This window comes from Aeromonas sp. R4-1 (assembly GCF_040908325.1).
In the GTDB taxonomy this organism is placed as follows: domain Bacteria; phylum Pseudomonadota; class Gammaproteobacteria; order Enterobacterales; family Aeromonadaceae; genus Aeromonas; species Aeromonas veronii.
In genome coordinates, this window is record NZ_JBFODM010000038.1 from 62,396 (window position 1) to 76,402 (window position 14,007).

A 14,007-nucleotide genomic window follows, 5' to 3' on the forward strand; every position below is an offset into this window, starting at 1 on the left:
GTCGGGATTGTGTGCAGAGGGAGGATTGCAGGCGATGAGTGCGAAACTGGCCATCAAACCATCCAGAGCCTTGTTGACACAGCTCGAGTCCATGCTCGACGAGGTGCAGACACCCGAGTGTCGCCACTGGTTGGAACAGGAGCTTGAGGGGTATTCTCTCTCCTCACCCCTGCCTTGGTATCGCATCGTTCCCTGTCGGCAACGCGGTCACTTTCTGGATCTGAAAACGGGAAAATATTTGACCTGTCATATCAACAGTCAAACGCTATGCCAACGCGATCTGGCCCAAATTCAGTTCATTTATGCCCGTGAACCCGCCGCCCACTATTTGCTGCAACGCAATTCCGGTATTGAACCCTGGCCAGAACAGCTGCTGGAAGATTATCAGGAGCAGTTGATCCCCGGCCATCTATGCCTGCAAGCCTGGCATGAGCCCGTTATTTCATTACGTGCACAACTGATGGAGGGAATAGAACATTTCATTAGTGAGTACCCCAAGCACGCGGCCTTGCTGCCTCAACACAGTTTCAAGGCTTTGCGGCATCAGCACTGGCATATCTGAGTAAGCGCCTGGCGCGCAAGGAGGGCACCATAGACAAGACCCATAGCGAGATTGCCACAATCTAGAGTGCCGGAGTCAGGATCAGACTCCACCGATGGGCCACCGAGCGGTGGCCCTTTTAATGTCTGTGGGCTTGCTTCGACCCTGCATACATCAAGTCAGATCACTTGGCCAGGTAACAGGTCAGCAGCTAATGAAAAACCGAGTAACTGGAAAGAAAATGCAAAAAGGCCGCTCAATTGAGCGGCCTTTTCAAATTTGGTCGGTGTGAGAGGATTCGAACCTCCGACCCCTTCGTCCCGAACGAAGTGCGCTACCAAGCTGCGCTACACACCGATGTCTGCGGGACGGGAATTTACCGAAAGCCCCGACCTGACACAAGCCTTTTTTGCATTTAAAGGGAAAAAAAGTGCCGTTCGCTCAACTATTCAGCACTCTTTTCACCCGTTTACCGGACTGCAGCCAGCTGGTGACATTCCGGTAACCGGCTGTCAGGCCAGGCGCAGGGATGTCGGTCCCAGCAGACGGCGCTGCCAGTCAGCCACAGTGCCATGCTCCAGCCAGTCGGCTGCATGCTGGCGCCAGTTGGGGGAGAGAGCAGGATTCTCTAGCAACATCAGCAGGTCAGTCTCGTTGCGCACCTGATTGAACAGAATGTCCGCCGTGCGCTTCACCGCCAGTTCGGGATAGGGTCTGTCTACCAGCTCCATGGCCGACTCCGGCGACACCATCCCCTCCTCCAGCACCCGCAGCAGCCAGCCACAACGGCCATTCAGTTGCATCACCTGCGACATCTGGCCATAGCCAAAGCGCTGGTTGAGCTTGAAACAGGGGGATCTTGGCTGGCTGATCTGGATCAGCGCCTCGCCGAGCCGATAGACATCGCCAATGCAGGCTTGCACCTCGGTCAGCCCGATACCGGAGAGGTTCTCGCCAAAGGCGGCAGGTTGCCAGGGTGTACGTGGCGCAGGCAAGCCCAGTGCGGTTTGCCAGGTCTGCCACCAGAGATAGTGATCGGCCGGATAGTAGTGGAGCGCCCGATCCGGGCCACCGTGGTGGCGCTGGTCACACTGTTCATCCCCTTCCAGACCGGCAAAGGTACAGCGAACTGGTGCAGAGATCGGTTGCTTGTGAATGGCGCTGGTGAGGCCGGGCACCAGCTCGGTGCCACGACCGCTAAAAAGGGAGATCCGCATACTCATCCTCCAGGTTGACGAGAGTAGGCGGATCTTATCATGGCCTCAGACGACGGCCTGCATCTGGGTGGTCATGGCGATCTCGGCGCGACGGCGCTTCTCCGCCCGGGCCATCAGATACCAGCTGCCGAAGGTAAAAAGCGATACCGACAGCAGGATCAGGCTGGCCACCGCGTTGATCTCGGGTTTCACGCCGAGTCGCACCGCCGAGAAGACCTCCATCGGCAGGGTGGTGGAGCCCGGGCCGGAGACGAAGCTCGCCAGCACCAGATCATCGAGCGACAGAGCGAACGACATCATGCCGCCTGCCGCCAGCGAGGGGGCGATCATCGGGATGGTGATCAGGAAGAACACCTTCCACGGCTTGGCGCCGAGATCCATTGCCGCCTCCTCGATGGAGAGATCCAGCTCCCGCAAGCGCGCCGACACCACAATCGCCACATAGGCGGTACAGAAGGTGGTATGCGCGATCCAGATGGTCAGCATGCCCCGCTCGGCGGGCCAGCCCACCAGCTGGGCCATCGCCACGAACAGCAGCAGCAGCGACAGACCGGTGATCACCTCGGGCATCACCAGCGGCGCCGTCACCATGCCGCCGAACAGGGTGCGACCACGGAAGTGGGGAATTCGGGTCAGCACGAAGGCCGCCACCGTCCCCAGCGCCACTGCAGCGATCGCGGTGTAGAAGGCGATCTCCAGCGAGCGGAACACGGATCCAATCAGCTGCTTGTTGTCGAGCAGGCCGAAGTACCACTTGAGCGACCAGCCACCCCACACCGTCACCAGCTTGGAGGCGTTGAAGGAGTAGATCACCATGATGATCATGGGCAGGTAGATAAACAGCAGCCCCAGCCAGAGCATCAGCTTGGCAAAACCGAAACGTCTCATCATGCCTTGCCCTCCAGCTCTTTGGCCTGGTTACGGTTGAAGAGGATGATCGGAATGATCAGCACCGCCAGCATCACCACCGCCAGTGCAGAGGCTACCGGCCAGTCGCGGTTGTTGAAGAACTCCTGCCACAGCACCTTGCCGATCATCAGGGTCTCCGGGCCGCCCAGCATTTCCGGAATAACGAACTCCCCCACCACCGGAATGAACACCAGCATGCAGCCGGCGATAATGCCGTTTTTGGAGAGCGGCACCGTGATCTGCCAGAAACGAGTCAGGTTGCGGGCCCCCAGATCGGAAGCAGCCTCCAGCAGGCTCTGATCGTGTTTGACCAGATTGGCGTAGAGCGGCAGCACCATGAAGGGCAGGTAGGAGTAAACGATGCCGATATAGACCGCCAGGTTGGTGTTGAGGATCTGCAGCGGCTCGTCGATCACCCCGATCCCCAGCAAAACGCTGTTGAGCAGACCATTGTTACTGAGGATCCCCATCCATGCGTAGACCCGGATCAGAATGGCGGTCCAGGTCGGCATCATGATCAGCAGCAGCAGAACGGTCTGGGTCTCCTTGTTGGCCCGAGCGATGGAGTAGGCCATCGGATAGCCAATCAGCAGGCAGAGCAAAGTGCTGACGAAGGCCATCTTGAGGGAGCCCAGATAGGCCGCGATATAGAGCTCATCCTCCTGCAACAGCAGGTAGTTGCCCATGTTGAGCAGGATGGTGAGCTGATTGTCGGCCCAGCTCACCACGTCGGTGTAGGGCGGGATCGCCACATCCGCTTCCGCAAAACTGATCTTCACCACGATGACGAAGGGCAGCAGGAAGAAGAGGAACAGCCAGAAGAAGGGGATGCCAATCACCAGTCGGCGCCCCCCGACCCGCTTCAGTCGTTGCAAGAACTTCATGATTGCAGCACCACGCCGCTGTCATCTTCCCAGTAGAGGAACACCTGGTCATCCCAGGTTGGCCGCTTGCCGTGGCGTTCGGCATTGGCGATGAAAGCCTGAACGATTTTGCCCGAGGGCAGCTGGATGTGATAAACCGAGTGACCGCCCAGATAGGCGATGTCATAGACCTCACCCTTGGTCCAGTTGAAGTCCGGGTGCTCGATCTCCTCCGGCTTTTGCAGACTCATCAGCAGTTTTTCCGGCCGCAGGGCATAGGTCACCTTCTTGTTCTCGGCGCGGGAGCTGATGCCGTGGCCCACATAGATGGGCTGCTCCAGATCGGCGCAGGCGATGGTGGCGTGATCCTGCTCATCCTCCACCAGCAGGCCGTCAAACAGGTTGACGTTGCCGATGAACTCGCACACCAGCCGACTGGCCGGAGTCTCGTAGATATCCATCGGGCTGCCGATCTGCTCGATGCAGCCGAGGTGCATGATGGCGATCCGCTCCGCCATGGTCATGGCCTCTTCCTGATCGTGGGTCACCATGACGCAGGTCACCCCGACCCGCTCGATGATCTCAACCAGCTCCAGCTGCATCTTGGAACGCAGCTTCTTGTCGAGCGCCCCCATGGGTTCATCCAGCAGCAGCAACTTGGGACGCTTGGCCAGCGAACGAGCCAACGCCACCCGCTGGCGCTGGCCACCGGAGAGCTGATGCGGCTTGCGACGGGCATACTGGGTCATCTGTACCAGCTTGAGCATCTCTTCTACCCGGGCATCGATCTCGGCCTTGGGCAGGCCATCCTGCTTGAGGCCAAAGGCGATGTTCTGGGCCACCGTCATATGGGGGAACAGGGCGTAGGACTGGAACATCATGTTGATGGGGCGTTCATAGGGGGGCATGTCGGTGATGTCGACCCCGTCGAGGAACAGCCGCCCCTCGGTCGGGCGCTCGAAACCGGCCAGCATCCGCAGCAGGGTCGATTTGCCGGAACCGGACCCGCCGAGCAGGGCGAAAATCTCCCCCTTGTGAATATTGAGAGATACGTTATCGACCGCCAGCGTTTCGTCGAACTGCTTGCTTACCCGATCAATTTTCACCAGCACTTCTTTGCGCTGCTGACTGCCCTCGAGGGCTTTCTTGTAGGCACTGGAGGCTATCGCCATTACCAAACTCCCCAACGTGATACCGGCCTTGCGGCCGATCCATAAAAGCGATTTGGCGCCCCCGAACGGGCACCAAGGTTAGGTACCGGACTTGATCTTGGTCCAACTCCGGGTGATTAGACGCTGTACCGAGCGGGGATGTGCTTCCTGCACATAGAGTCGCTCCAGCACGGCCTGAGGGGGATATACCTCCTCATTGTTGCGCACCGCCTCATCCATAAACTCGCCCGCCCTTGAGTTGGGATTCGCATATCCCACATAGTCGCTGACCTTGGCGATCACTTCGGGCTGCAGGACGTAGTTGATGAGAGCGTGCGCCTCTTTGACATTGGTGGCATCGGACGGGATCGCCATCATGTCGAACCAGAGATTGCCCCCCTCTTTCGGAATGCTGTAGGCAATTTTCACCCCCTTGCCAGCTTCATCGGCGCGGGCAGCGGCTTGCAGGATGTCGCCGGAAAAACCGGCCGCCACGCAGATGTCGCCATTGGCGAGATCGCCGATGTATTTGGAGGAGTGGAAGTAGGCCACATAGGGCCGCACCTTGAGCAGCAACGCCTCGGCCTGCTTGATATCCCCCGTCGCATGACTGTTGGGATCGAGTCCGAGGTAGTTGAGGGCGGCAGGGATCATCTCGTCGGCAGAGTCGAGAAAGGCGACGCCGCAGCGAGAGAGTTTCGCCATGCTTTCCGGTTCGAAGATGGTGGCCCAGGAGTCAATCTTGTCGACCCCCAGCACCGCCTTGATTTTGTCGACGTTGTAGCCGATGCCGTTGGTCCCCCACAGATAGGGCACCGCGTACTGATGACCCGGATCCACCTTGTCGAGCTGCTTGAGCAGCACGGGATCCAGGTTGGCCAGATTGGGCAGCAGGGATTTATCCAGTTTCTGGAAGGCTCCCGCCTTGATCTGCTTGGCCAGGAAATTATTGGAGGGCACCACCAAATCGTAACCGGTCCGCCCCGTCAGCAACTTGCCTTCCAGGGTCTCGTTGGAGTCAAACACGTCATAGACGGTCTTGATCCCGGTCGCCTGCTGGAAATCGCTGAGGGTGGTCTCACCGATATAGTCAGACCAGTTGTAGAAGTGCAGCACAGGGGCAGCCTGGGCCACATTCGCCAATCCCATGGTCAGCGCTATGGTTAGCAATCTGGTTGTATTCACGGTGTCAGTTCTCCTGTTCAGTGGTTGACCGCCTGCGCATCCATTCGCGCGGCCCATCCGGATGGATGGCATCACTACCCTCCCGGCCGAACTGCGGACCGGGAGGGGCATTCGTTACTTACTTGCCGGACTTGATCTTGGTCCAGCTGCGGGTCATCAGACGCTGCACCTTGGCCGGCAGATCCGGGAAGGTGTAGATCTTCTGCAGGGTCGCCGCATCGGGGTAGATACCCGGATCGGTGCGGATCGCCTCATCCACCAGCGGGGTCGCCGCCTTGTTGCCGTTCGGGAACTGCACCACGTTGGTGATATTGGCGATCACCTCAGGCTTCATCAGGTAGTTGATGAAGGTGTGGGCCGCCTCGACGTTCTTGGCATCCGCCGGAATGGCGATCATGTCAAAGAAGCTGCCTGCCCCCTCTTTCGGAATGGTGTAGGTGAGCGCGACGCCATTCTTGGCCTCTGCTGCCCGCGCCTTGGACTGCTGCAAGTCACCGGAGTAACCGACTGCGACGCAGAGGTTGCCGTTGGCCAGATCCGAGATGTACTTGGAGGAGTGGAAATAGGCGGTATAGGGACGGATGGAGAGGAACAGCTCCTCAGCCTTCTTCAGCTCGGCCGGTTTCTGGCTATCCGGTTTGAAGCCCAGATATTGCAGGGCAGCCGGCAGCATTTCGGTCGGTGAATCGAGGAAGGAGACGCCACACTCTTTCAACTTGGCCATGTTCTCCGGCTTGAACACCAGATCCCAGGAGTTGACCGGGGCATCGGCCCCCAGCACGGCTTTCACCTTCTCGGCGTTGTAGGCATAGCCGATGGTGCCCCAGAGATAGGGGATGGAGTACTGGTTGCCCGGATCGCTCGGCTCGAGCGCCTTGAGCAGGTCGACATCCATGTTTTGCCAGTTGGAGAGCTTGGACTTGTCCAGTTTCTGGAACACGCCCGCCTTGATCTGCTTGGCCAGGAAGGGGTTGGATGGCACCACGATGTCGTAGCCAGAACTACCCGCCAGCAACTTGGCTTCCAGTACCTCGTTACTGTCGAACACGTCATAGACCACCTTGATCCCCGTCTCCTTCTGGAAGTTATCCAGGGTATCCGGCGCTATGTAGTCGCTCCAGTTGTAGACGTGCAGCACCTTCTCTTCAGCCATTGCTCCGGCACTTGCCATGACCAGAGCCACAGAGGCAGCGATCACTCCTGTTTTGAAAGACATCATCCTTGTCTCCTAAGCAAATTGTATGCGCATGCCAACCTGCCCGACCCACCTCAACCTTTCAGCTTTGCGGCTGTCAGATCCAGACTGCGCCTGGCCAGATCGACCAATTCATCAACCTGTTCCTCGGTGATGACCAAGGGGGGCGATATGATCATGGTATCGCCTACCGCCCTCATCACCAAGCCATTGTTAAAGCAGAACTCCCGGCAAGTCATCCCCGCATTTGCCTGAGCCGGAAAACGCCGGTTGGTCTGCTTGTCCTCAACGATTTCCAGCGCGGCGACCAATCCTTTGCCTCGGGTTTCTCCCACCAGCGGATGATCGGCCAGCTCCGCCCAGCGGCGCTGCAAATAGGGGCCGATAGTATCATGCACTCGCTTAACTATGCTCTCTTTCTGCATAAGCTGGATATTGGCCACCGCCACGGCGCAAGAGACCGGATGACCCGAGTAGGTGAAGCCGTGGTTGAACTCGCCCCCCTCCTCCACCAGCCCCTTGGCAACCCGGTCGCTCACCATCACTGCGCCGAGCGGCAGATAACCGGAGGTGATCCCCTTGGCCAGACACATCAGGTCTGGCTTGATGCCAAACCCTTCGCTGGCAAACCAGTGGCCGGTGCGGCCAAAGCCGCAGATCACCTCGTCAGCAATCAGCAGAATGCCGTAGTGATCGCAGATACGCTGGATCTCCGGCCAGTAGCTGTCAGGCGGAATGATGACGCCGCCCGCCCCCTGGATCGGCTCGCCGATAAAGGCAGCCACCTTGTCCACCCCCAGCTCCAGAATCTTTTGCTCCAGCTGACGGGCCCGCTCCAGCCCGAACTCGTGGGCACTCATCCCCCGCCCCTCACCGAAGTGGTAGGGCTGGTCGATGTGCACTATGCCGGGAATGGGCAGACCACCCTGGGCATGCATCCCTTTCATGCCACCCAGACTCGCCCCCGCCACTGTGGAGCCGTGATAGGCGTTGTGGCGGCTGATGATCACCTGTTTTTCCGGTTGCCCCTTGCTGGCCCAGTAGTGGCGCACCATCCGCAGCACGGTGTCGTTGCACTCGGAGCCGGAGCCGGTAAAGAAGACATGGTTGAGATGGGATGGCGTCACCTCGGCCAGCAGGGTCGCCAGCTCGATCACCGGCGGGTGAGCGGTCTGGAAGAAGAGGTTGTAGTAGGGCAACTGCTGCATCTGGCGGGTAGCGGCATCCACCAGCTCCTGGCGGCCATAGCCCATATTGACGCACCACAGGCCCGCCATGCCGTCGAGAATGCGTTTGCCCTCGGAATCTTCCAGATAGACACCGCTGGCTTTGGTAATGATGCGCGAGCCCTTCTTGTTCAGGGCCTGAAAGTCGGTAAAGGGGTGCAGGTGGTGGCTGGCATCCAGCTGTTGCCACTCACGGGTTGTCTGCTGCATTTGTTGCTCCTCGGTTCCTTCGATTTAGCAAGATTCAGTCGTCAAACAGTCAGGTGGGTAGTCAGGCGGGCTTGCATGCTCGCAGCCACAACCACTCACAGGTGGCATGCCGCCACCTGACTTGCGTTCAGGTCTCTTCGATACAGGGGCCGGGGAGGCCGACTCCGGCCTCCCCGTTACAGGGGGATCAAACGTTCAGCAGCAGGAACTCCCGCTCCCAGCGACTGATCACCCCGAAGTAGGTCTCGTACTCTTTGCGTTTGACCGCGACAAAGGCGCGGGTGAAGCGCTCACCCAGCATCTCCTTGATGGGCTCGCACTGTTCGAGATGGCTGAGTGCCTCCTCCAGCGAGCGGGGCAGGCTGTAGGGCAGGTCATAGGCGCTCGACTTCATCTCCGGCAGCGGCTCCAGCTTCTCCATCATGCCGAGATAGCCACAGGCCAGAGTGGCGGCCAGCGCCAGATAGGGGTTGGCATCGGCACCAGCGAAGCGGTTCTCCACCCGCCGTGCGCTCGGGTCGGAGAAGGGCACCCGCAGGCCGCAGGTGCGGTTCTCGACACCCCACTGGACGTTGCGCGGCGCGCTCTCGCCAAAGGTGAGGCGGCGGTAGGAGTTGACGTTGGGGGCCAGCAGGGCGGTCACCGCCGGGGTGTATTTCTGCAGACCGGCGATAAAGTGCATGAACTGTTCGCTATTGCCGCCGCTCGGGGTACCGAACAGGTTGTGGCCGTTAACATCTTCCAGACTTTGGTGGATGTGCATGGCCGACCCCGGTTCGTCGCTCATCGGCTTGGCCATGAAGGTGGCATAGATGCCGTGGCGGTGAGCGGCCTCACGCATGGTGCGCTTGAACAGGAACACCTGATCCGCCAGATCGATGGCATCACCATGCAGGAAGTTGATCTCCATCTGGGCGGCGCCCGACTCGTGGATCAGGGTGTCCACCTCCAGCTCCTGCGCCTCGCAGTAGTCATACATGTCTTCAAAGATGGGGTCGAACTCGTTGACCGCATCGATACTGAACGACTGGCGGGCGGTTTCAGGGCGGCCGTTGCGACCGACCGGCGGCACCAGAGGATAGTCGGGGTCCTCGTTGCGGGTGACCAGATAGAATTCCAGCTCGGGCGCCACCACCGGCTTCCAGCCCTGCTTCTCGTAAAATGACAGAACCCGACGCAGCACGGAGCGCGGCGCGATATCGATCAGCTTGCCGTTGACGTCGAAACAGTCGTGGATCACCTGTGCAGTGGGCTCCAGCGCCCAGGGGACAAAACGGATGGTGTTGGGGTCGGGATAGAGCTGCATGTCCCGCTCCAGCGGGTCTATCATGCTGTCGTCATCCGGATACTCACCTGTCACCGTCTGGGTGAAAATCACCTCGGGCAGACGCATGCCCCCTTCGCGCAAAAACTTGTTGGCTGGGATGATCTTGCCCCGGGCATTGCCGGTGAAATCCGGGAACAGGCACTCCACTTCCGTGATGCGATTGCTCTCCATCCAGCCTTTGATACTGTCCATGTTAAACCCCGACTTTACGGTTGCCATTGGCAAGGGTGTCTAATATATGGAACACCCTTGTTATAAAATTGTAATCAACATCACCATAAAAGCCCGCCATCAAGGGCAATGTCAAGCGGGCGTGTTTAAAAAACTATAAATAACGGCGCATATAATGACCAAGGCGGCACCAAATACTAAACACTCAAATCCGTACGAAGCCCACCCTTCTCATCGTTGCAAAGGCGATGCCAAGAGAGGGTGAAGCTGGCGCCAGATCCCGACCAATCCCCCGCAGGAACGGACCATTTTTTTGCAAGGGCGCACAATCCTTATCCTATTTGCTTTGCTTGGCTGCATTTTTTTGGTACAAGGCCCGCCCTGATTTGCACTCTCTTGCATGAAACAGGTGCAAATCGGGATACAAGGGCTTGGTCTGTAGGCAGACAGCCCCCATAAACAGGGATAATTGGGTTAGTAAACTGACTGGTAGTTAATCGTATGTGTGATTTCATGACTGAAGACCAACTGGCCTTTTACAAGGGGCAGATCGAGCGACAGATCGTCGAGCTCGAAGAGCGCCTGAACTCCCAGGCCAGCCAGGCCATCGCCACCGACACCAACGAGATGGCTGATGAAATTGACCGTGCCAGTATCGAGGAAGCCCGCCGTCTGGAGCTGAACCGCATCGAGCACGACAAGCTGCACCTGCGCAAGCTGCGGGGCGCATTGAAGCGCATCAGCGAAGGGGATTTTGGTTACTGCGAATCTTGCGGTGACGAGATCTCCCTCAAGCGGCTGCATGCCCGTCCGGAATCCCGTTTCTGCGTCGAGTGCCAGAGCACCAAGGAATTTAACGATACCCACGTGTTCCGTCGCGTCGCCTGATTCTTCGAAGAACCGTCACCATTCTGGTGCAACAGACGCCAGCAAGGCAGGGCCCCGCGCTCAAACCTTGCACAACGCCTCGCAGCAAGATGGTGACAACTTCTGTTAGACTCCGGACACCTTCCGGAATCTACAGGAGAACAGAGAGTGAAATGGCTCATCAAGCTGTGTTTGTGCCTGCCACTGCTGGCACAAGCACAGGTTCTGACGGTCAAGGTCCCCAGCCGTCCCGTCAACAATCTTGACCAGGAGTACCAGTACAAGCTGCTGGAACTGGCCCTGACCCGCTCCGGGCAACCCTTTCGCATCCAGCCTGTCGAACTCGACCTCAACCAGTTCACCCTCCAGCAGCAGCTGAGCAAGGGCAAGACCATCAACGTCTTCTGGATGGGCACCTCCAGCGAGCTCGAATCCTCCCTGATTGCCGTCCCCATTCCGCTTTTTCGCGGGCTGGAAGGATTGCGGCTGTCATTCATCCACGCGGATGCCCAAGAGAAGTTCAACCAGATCAATACCCTGGCCGACCTCAAACAGCTGAAGGCGGCGCAAGGGGTCGGTTGGGCCGATAACAAAATTCTGGAAAATGCGGGCATCCCGACCTTCTCCGGCCGATACAGCAGCCTGTTTCGCCTTATCAACGACGGCGACAAGATCGACTTCTTCCCGCGCGCCCTGGTGGAGATCTTCGCCGAGCGCAGCGAGCTGGTGGCGCAGTATCCCAACCTCGCCATCGAGCAGCACCTGCTGATCCGCTACCCCTTCGCCCAGTTCTTCTTCGTCAGCCCCGAATACCCCAAGCTGGCCAAGGCGATTCAGACCGGGCTGGAGCGGGCCTATGCCGATGGCAGCTTTATGAAGTTCTTCAATGACAACCCCAAGATCCGCGAAGCGCTCGCCAGCGCCAACCTCGATCAGCGGGTCACCATCGCCCTGCCCAATCCGGATATGACCCCGTTGCTAAAATCCATTCCGGCCCAATATTGGGAGTATCCACCGCAGGGATAATCATCCCGAGCGCCTGACCATGAGGGTCGGGCAGCGAGAACACAGTGCGCCAGGGAGGTGCCATGAAGGGAATCCAGGAGTGGTTTGCGCAGTACGGCCAGAGCCATCGCCATCCGGCCAACGTCGCCATCCACAAGCTGGCGGTGCCGGGCATCTATCTCTGCTCGCTGGCGCTGCTCTGGTGTCTGCCACACGGGCCCTTGCCAGAGCCCCTCAACTGGGCGGCAGTGGCAGCCATTCCGGTGCTGCTGTTCTATTTGCAGCTGTCGTTTTCGCTGTTCGCGGGGATGGCCGGGCTGACCGCACTGGGACTGTGGATTTGCCACCAATGGCAGGGGGCGCTGTTGTGGCCCGCCGTGGCAGCGTTCGTGCTGCTCTGGATAGCCCAGTTTGTCGGCCACAAGATCGAGGGCAAGCGCCCCTCCTTCCTCGCCGACCTGCAATTTCTGCTGATAGGCCCCGCCTGGGTGCTTGCCAGCCTCTATCGTCGTCTGGGCATCCCCTATTGAGGAATGCCGGGCCAACAGGAGAGACCATGACACATAACCACACGCGACATAACGCCCTTCGCCGCGCCCTGCCCCTGCTGCTGGGGGCCCTGTTTGCCGGCCCGGCGCTGGCCGACAAGGCCGACCCGGTCGGTGAAGTGAGCACCGCCTTCAAGCTCTTCGGCCCCAACCACAAGATCCTGGTGGAGGCGTTCGACGACCCGCGCATCGACGGCGTCGCCTGCTATCTGGCGCGCCCCAAGACCGGTGGTGTAAAAGGCGGGCTGGGCCTGGCGGAAGATCCCTCCCACGCCTCCCTGTCGTGCCACCAGATCGGCCCCATCACCCTGCCCGAAAAGCTGAAGGCGGGGGAAGAGGTGTTCGATGTCAGCACCTCGCTGGTGTTCAAGGAGCAGAAAGTGGTGCGTTTTTACGACAAGAAACGCAATGCACTGGTTTACCTGACCTACAGCACCAAACTGGTGGATGGTTCGTACAAGAGTGCAGTCAGCGCCGTTCCCATCATGCCATGGGGACAATAACCAGCCGGTTTGTCCGGTGATAGCTGACCCATTTTGTTGTAATTTGACGACACACACGCTGCGGAGCACATACCATGAAAGTCGCCGTATTCAGTACCAAGAGCTATGACAAAGAGCATTTCAACCAGGCCAACAGCCAGTACGGCTTCGACCTGGAGTTTTTCGATGTACGGCTGGAGGCCAAAACGGCCCGACTGGCTCACGGCTTCCCGGTGGTGTGTCTGTTCGTCAATGACGATGCCGACCGCGAGGTATTGACCGAACTGGCTGCCAACGGCACCCAGGTGATTGCCCTGCGCTGCGCCGGTTACAACAACGTGGATCTGGCCGCCGCCAAAGAGCTGGGGCTGAAAGTGGTGCGGGTGCCCGCCTACTCCCCCGAGGCGACCGCAGAACACGCCGTCGGCATGATGATGTGCCTCAACCGCCGCATCCATAAGGCTTATCAGCGCACCCGCGACGCCAACTTCTCGCTGGAAGGGCTGGTCGGCTTCAACATGCATGGCAAGACCGTTGGCGTCATCGGCACCGGCAAGATCGGTCTGGCCGCCCTGCGCATCCTCAAGGGGTTCGGGGTTCGCCTGCTGGTCAACGATCCTTACCAGAATCCGGCAGCCATCGAGCTGGGTGCCGAGTACGTGGATCTCGATACTCTGTTCCGCCAATCCGACATCATCAGCCTGCACTGCCCGCTGTTCAAAGAGAACTACCACCTGTTGAACAAGGAGGCATTCGCCAAGATGAAGGACGGGGTGATGATCATCAACACCAGCCGGGGCGGCCTGCTCGACTCCAACGCCGCCATCGAGGCGCTCAAGACTTCCCGCATTGGCGCGCTGGGGCTGGACGTCTACGAAGAGGAAGAGGATCTCTTCTTCTCCGACAAGTCCAACGAGGTGATCACCGATGACGTGTTCCGCCGTCTGTCCGCCTGTCACAACGTGCTGTTCACCGGCCATCAGGCATTCCTGACCCGCGAGGCGCTGCACGCCATCGCCGATACCACCCTCGGCAATATCCGCGCCATCGAGAGCCAGGGCCGCTGCGACAACGAAGTGGAATAAGGGCTCGCCCTCTCTTCGTCACGCG

14 protein-coding genes and 1 tRNA gene are annotated in these 14,007 nt (G+C 59.2%); 6 read left to right on the top strand and 9 right to left on the bottom strand.

The genetic code is table 11. The features are described from left to right. Nucleotides 1-34: 34 nt before the first annotated feature. Nucleotides 35-562, top strand: coding sequence for a hypothetical protein (locus tag AB5Y90_RS05845; protein WP_005356927.1), 528 nt, complete (start codon nt 35-37; stop codon nt 560-562). Between the two features lie 259 nt (nt 563-821). On the opposite strand, the gene AB5Y90_RS05850 is transcribed toward AB5Y90_RS05845, so the two are convergent. The 9 genes from AB5Y90_RS05850 to AB5Y90_RS05890 form a co-directional block, all read right to left on the bottom strand. After that, nucleotides 822-898, bottom strand: a tRNA-Pro gene (locus AB5Y90_RS05850). A 155-nt stretch (nt 899-1,053) separates the two neighbouring features. After that, nucleotides 1,054-1,758, bottom strand: coding sequence for an MOSC domain-containing protein (locus AB5Y90_RS05855; protein WP_368166652.1), 705 nt, complete (start codon nt 1,756-1,758; stop codon nt 1,054-1,056). Nucleotides 1,759-1,803: 45 nt separating this feature from the next. Then, nucleotides 1,804-2,646 carry an ABC transporter permease subunit gene (locus AB5Y90_RS05860; protein WP_031227712.1) on the bottom strand — a complete coding sequence of 281 codons (843 nt, stop codon included), beginning with the start codon at nt 2,644-2,646 and terminating at the stop codon, nt 1,804-1,806. Continuing rightward, nucleotides 2,646-3,551, bottom strand: coding sequence for an ABC transporter permease subunit (locus AB5Y90_RS05865; RefSeq protein ID WP_005340703.1), 906 nt, complete (start codon nt 3,549-3,551; stop codon nt 2,646-2,648). The genes AB5Y90_RS05860 and AB5Y90_RS05865 overlap by 1 nt, the downstream gene beginning before the upstream one ends. Continuing rightward, nucleotides 3,548-4,702, bottom strand: a complete 1,155-nt coding sequence (gene potA / locus AB5Y90_RS05870; protein WP_005340704.1) for a polyamine ABC transporter ATP-binding protein — start codon at nt 4,700-4,702, stop codon at nt 3,548-3,550. The genes AB5Y90_RS05865 and potA overlap by 4 nt, the downstream gene beginning before the upstream one ends. A gap of 78 nt (nt 4,703-4,780) precedes the next feature. Further along, nucleotides 4,781-5,866, bottom strand: coding sequence for a polyamine ABC transporter substrate-binding protein (locus tag AB5Y90_RS05875; RefSeq protein WP_139463422.1), 1,086 nt, complete (start codon nt 5,864-5,866; stop codon nt 4,781-4,783). 118 nt (nt 5,867-5,984) lie between these two features. Next, complete coding sequence (locus tag AB5Y90_RS05880) at nt 5,985-7,082, bottom strand: extracellular solute-binding protein (RefSeq protein WP_005340709.1); 1,098 nt, start codon at nt 7,080-7,082, stop codon at nt 5,985-5,987. 53 nt (nt 7,083-7,135) lie between these two features. Further along, a complete protein-coding gene (locus AB5Y90_RS05885; protein ID WP_368166653.1) occupies nt 7,136-8,497 on the bottom strand; it encodes an aspartate aminotransferase family protein in 1,362 nt (453 codons plus the stop codon). Between the two features lie 187 nt (nt 8,498-8,684). Further along, on the bottom strand, nt 8,685-10,016 hold the full coding sequence (locus AB5Y90_RS05890; RefSeq protein WP_088868211.1) for a glutamine synthetase family protein: 1,332 nt from the start codon (nt 10,014-10,016) through the stop codon (nt 8,685-8,687). Nucleotides 10,017-10,496: 480 nt separating this feature from the next. Here AB5Y90_RS05890 and AB5Y90_RS05895 point away from each other — a divergent pair, with 480 nt between their 5' ends. From AB5Y90_RS05895 to AB5Y90_RS05915, 5 genes are all read left to right on the top strand, one after another. Beyond that, on the top strand, nt 10,497-10,883 hold the full coding sequence (locus tag AB5Y90_RS05895; protein WP_005356952.1) for a TraR/DksA C4-type zinc finger protein: 387 nt from the start codon (nt 10,497-10,499) through the stop codon (nt 10,881-10,883). A gap of 147 nt (nt 10,884-11,030) precedes the next feature. After that, nucleotides 11,031-11,888 carry a hypothetical protein gene (locus tag AB5Y90_RS05900; RefSeq protein ID WP_069555513.1) on the top strand — a complete coding sequence of 286 codons (858 nt, stop codon included), beginning with the start codon at nt 11,031-11,033 and terminating at the stop codon, nt 11,886-11,888. A 62-nt stretch (nt 11,889-11,950) separates the two neighbouring features. Next, on the top strand, nt 11,951-12,397 hold the full coding sequence (locus AB5Y90_RS05905) for a DUF962 domain-containing protein (protein ID WP_257124138.1): 447 nt from the start codon (nt 11,951-11,953) through the stop codon (nt 12,395-12,397). Nucleotides 12,398-12,423: 26 nt separating this feature from the next. Continuing rightward, nucleotides 12,424-12,918 (top strand): CreA family protein, encoded by a 495-nt coding sequence (locus AB5Y90_RS05910; protein ID WP_005355485.1) that lies wholly within the window; start codon nt 12,424-12,426, stop codon nt 12,916-12,918. Nucleotides 12,919-12,992: 74 nt separating this feature from the next. Further along, the gene (locus AB5Y90_RS05915) at nt 12,993-13,982 is read left to right on the top strand and encodes a 2-hydroxyacid dehydrogenase (RefSeq protein ID WP_005340720.1); all 990 of its coding nucleotides are present in this window, start codon (nt 12,993-12,995) and stop codon (nt 13,980-13,982) included. Nucleotides 13,983-14,007 lie beyond the last annotated feature (25 nt).

What these genes read in the sequence shown, in the direction of transcription:
- AB5Y90_RS05845 (WP_005356927.1), top strand. Translation starts at nt 35, where the DNA reads ATGAGTGCGAAACTGGCCATCAAACCATCCAGAGCCTTGTTGACACAG.
- AB5Y90_RS05855 (WP_368166652.1), bottom strand. Translation starts at nt 1,758, where the DNA reads ATGCGGATCTCCCTTTTTAGCGGTCGTGGCACCGAGCTGGTGCCCGGC.
- AB5Y90_RS05860 (WP_031227712.1), bottom strand. Translation starts at nt 2,646, where the DNA reads ATGAGACGTTTCGGTTTTGCCAAGCTGATGCTCTGGCTGGGGCTGCTG.
- AB5Y90_RS05865 (WP_005340703.1), bottom strand. Translation starts at nt 3,551, where the DNA reads ATGAAGTTCTTGCAACGACTGAAGCGGGTCGGGGGGCGCCGACTGGTG.
- potA (WP_005340704.1), bottom strand. Translation starts at nt 4,702, where the DNA reads ATGGCGATAGCCTCCAGTGCCTACAAGAAAGCCCTCGAGGGCAGTCAG.
- AB5Y90_RS05880 (WP_005340709.1), bottom strand. Translation starts at nt 7,082, where the DNA reads ATGTCTTTCAAAACAGGAGTGATCGCTGCCTCTGTGGCTCTGGTCATG.
- AB5Y90_RS05885 (WP_368166653.1), bottom strand. Translation starts at nt 8,497, where the DNA reads ATGCAGCAGACAACCCGTGAGTGGCAACAGCTGGATGCCAGCCACCAC.
- AB5Y90_RS05890 (WP_088868211.1), bottom strand. Translation starts at nt 10,016, where the DNA reads ATGGACAGTATCAAAGGCTGGATGGAGAGCAATCGCATCACGGAAGTG.
- AB5Y90_RS05895 (WP_005356952.1), top strand. Translation starts at nt 10,497, where the DNA reads ATGTGTGATTTCATGACTGAAGACCAACTGGCCTTTTACAAGGGGCAG.
- AB5Y90_RS05905 (WP_257124138.1), top strand. Translation starts at nt 11,951, where the DNA reads ATGAAGGGAATCCAGGAGTGGTTTGCGCAGTACGGCCAGAGCCATCGC.
- AB5Y90_RS05910 (WP_005355485.1), top strand. Translation starts at nt 12,424, where the DNA reads ATGACACATAACCACACGCGACATAACGCCCTTCGCCGCGCCCTGCCC.
- AB5Y90_RS05915 (WP_005340720.1), top strand. Translation starts at nt 12,993, where the DNA reads ATGAAAGTCGCCGTATTCAGTACCAAGAGCTATGACAAAGAGCATTTC.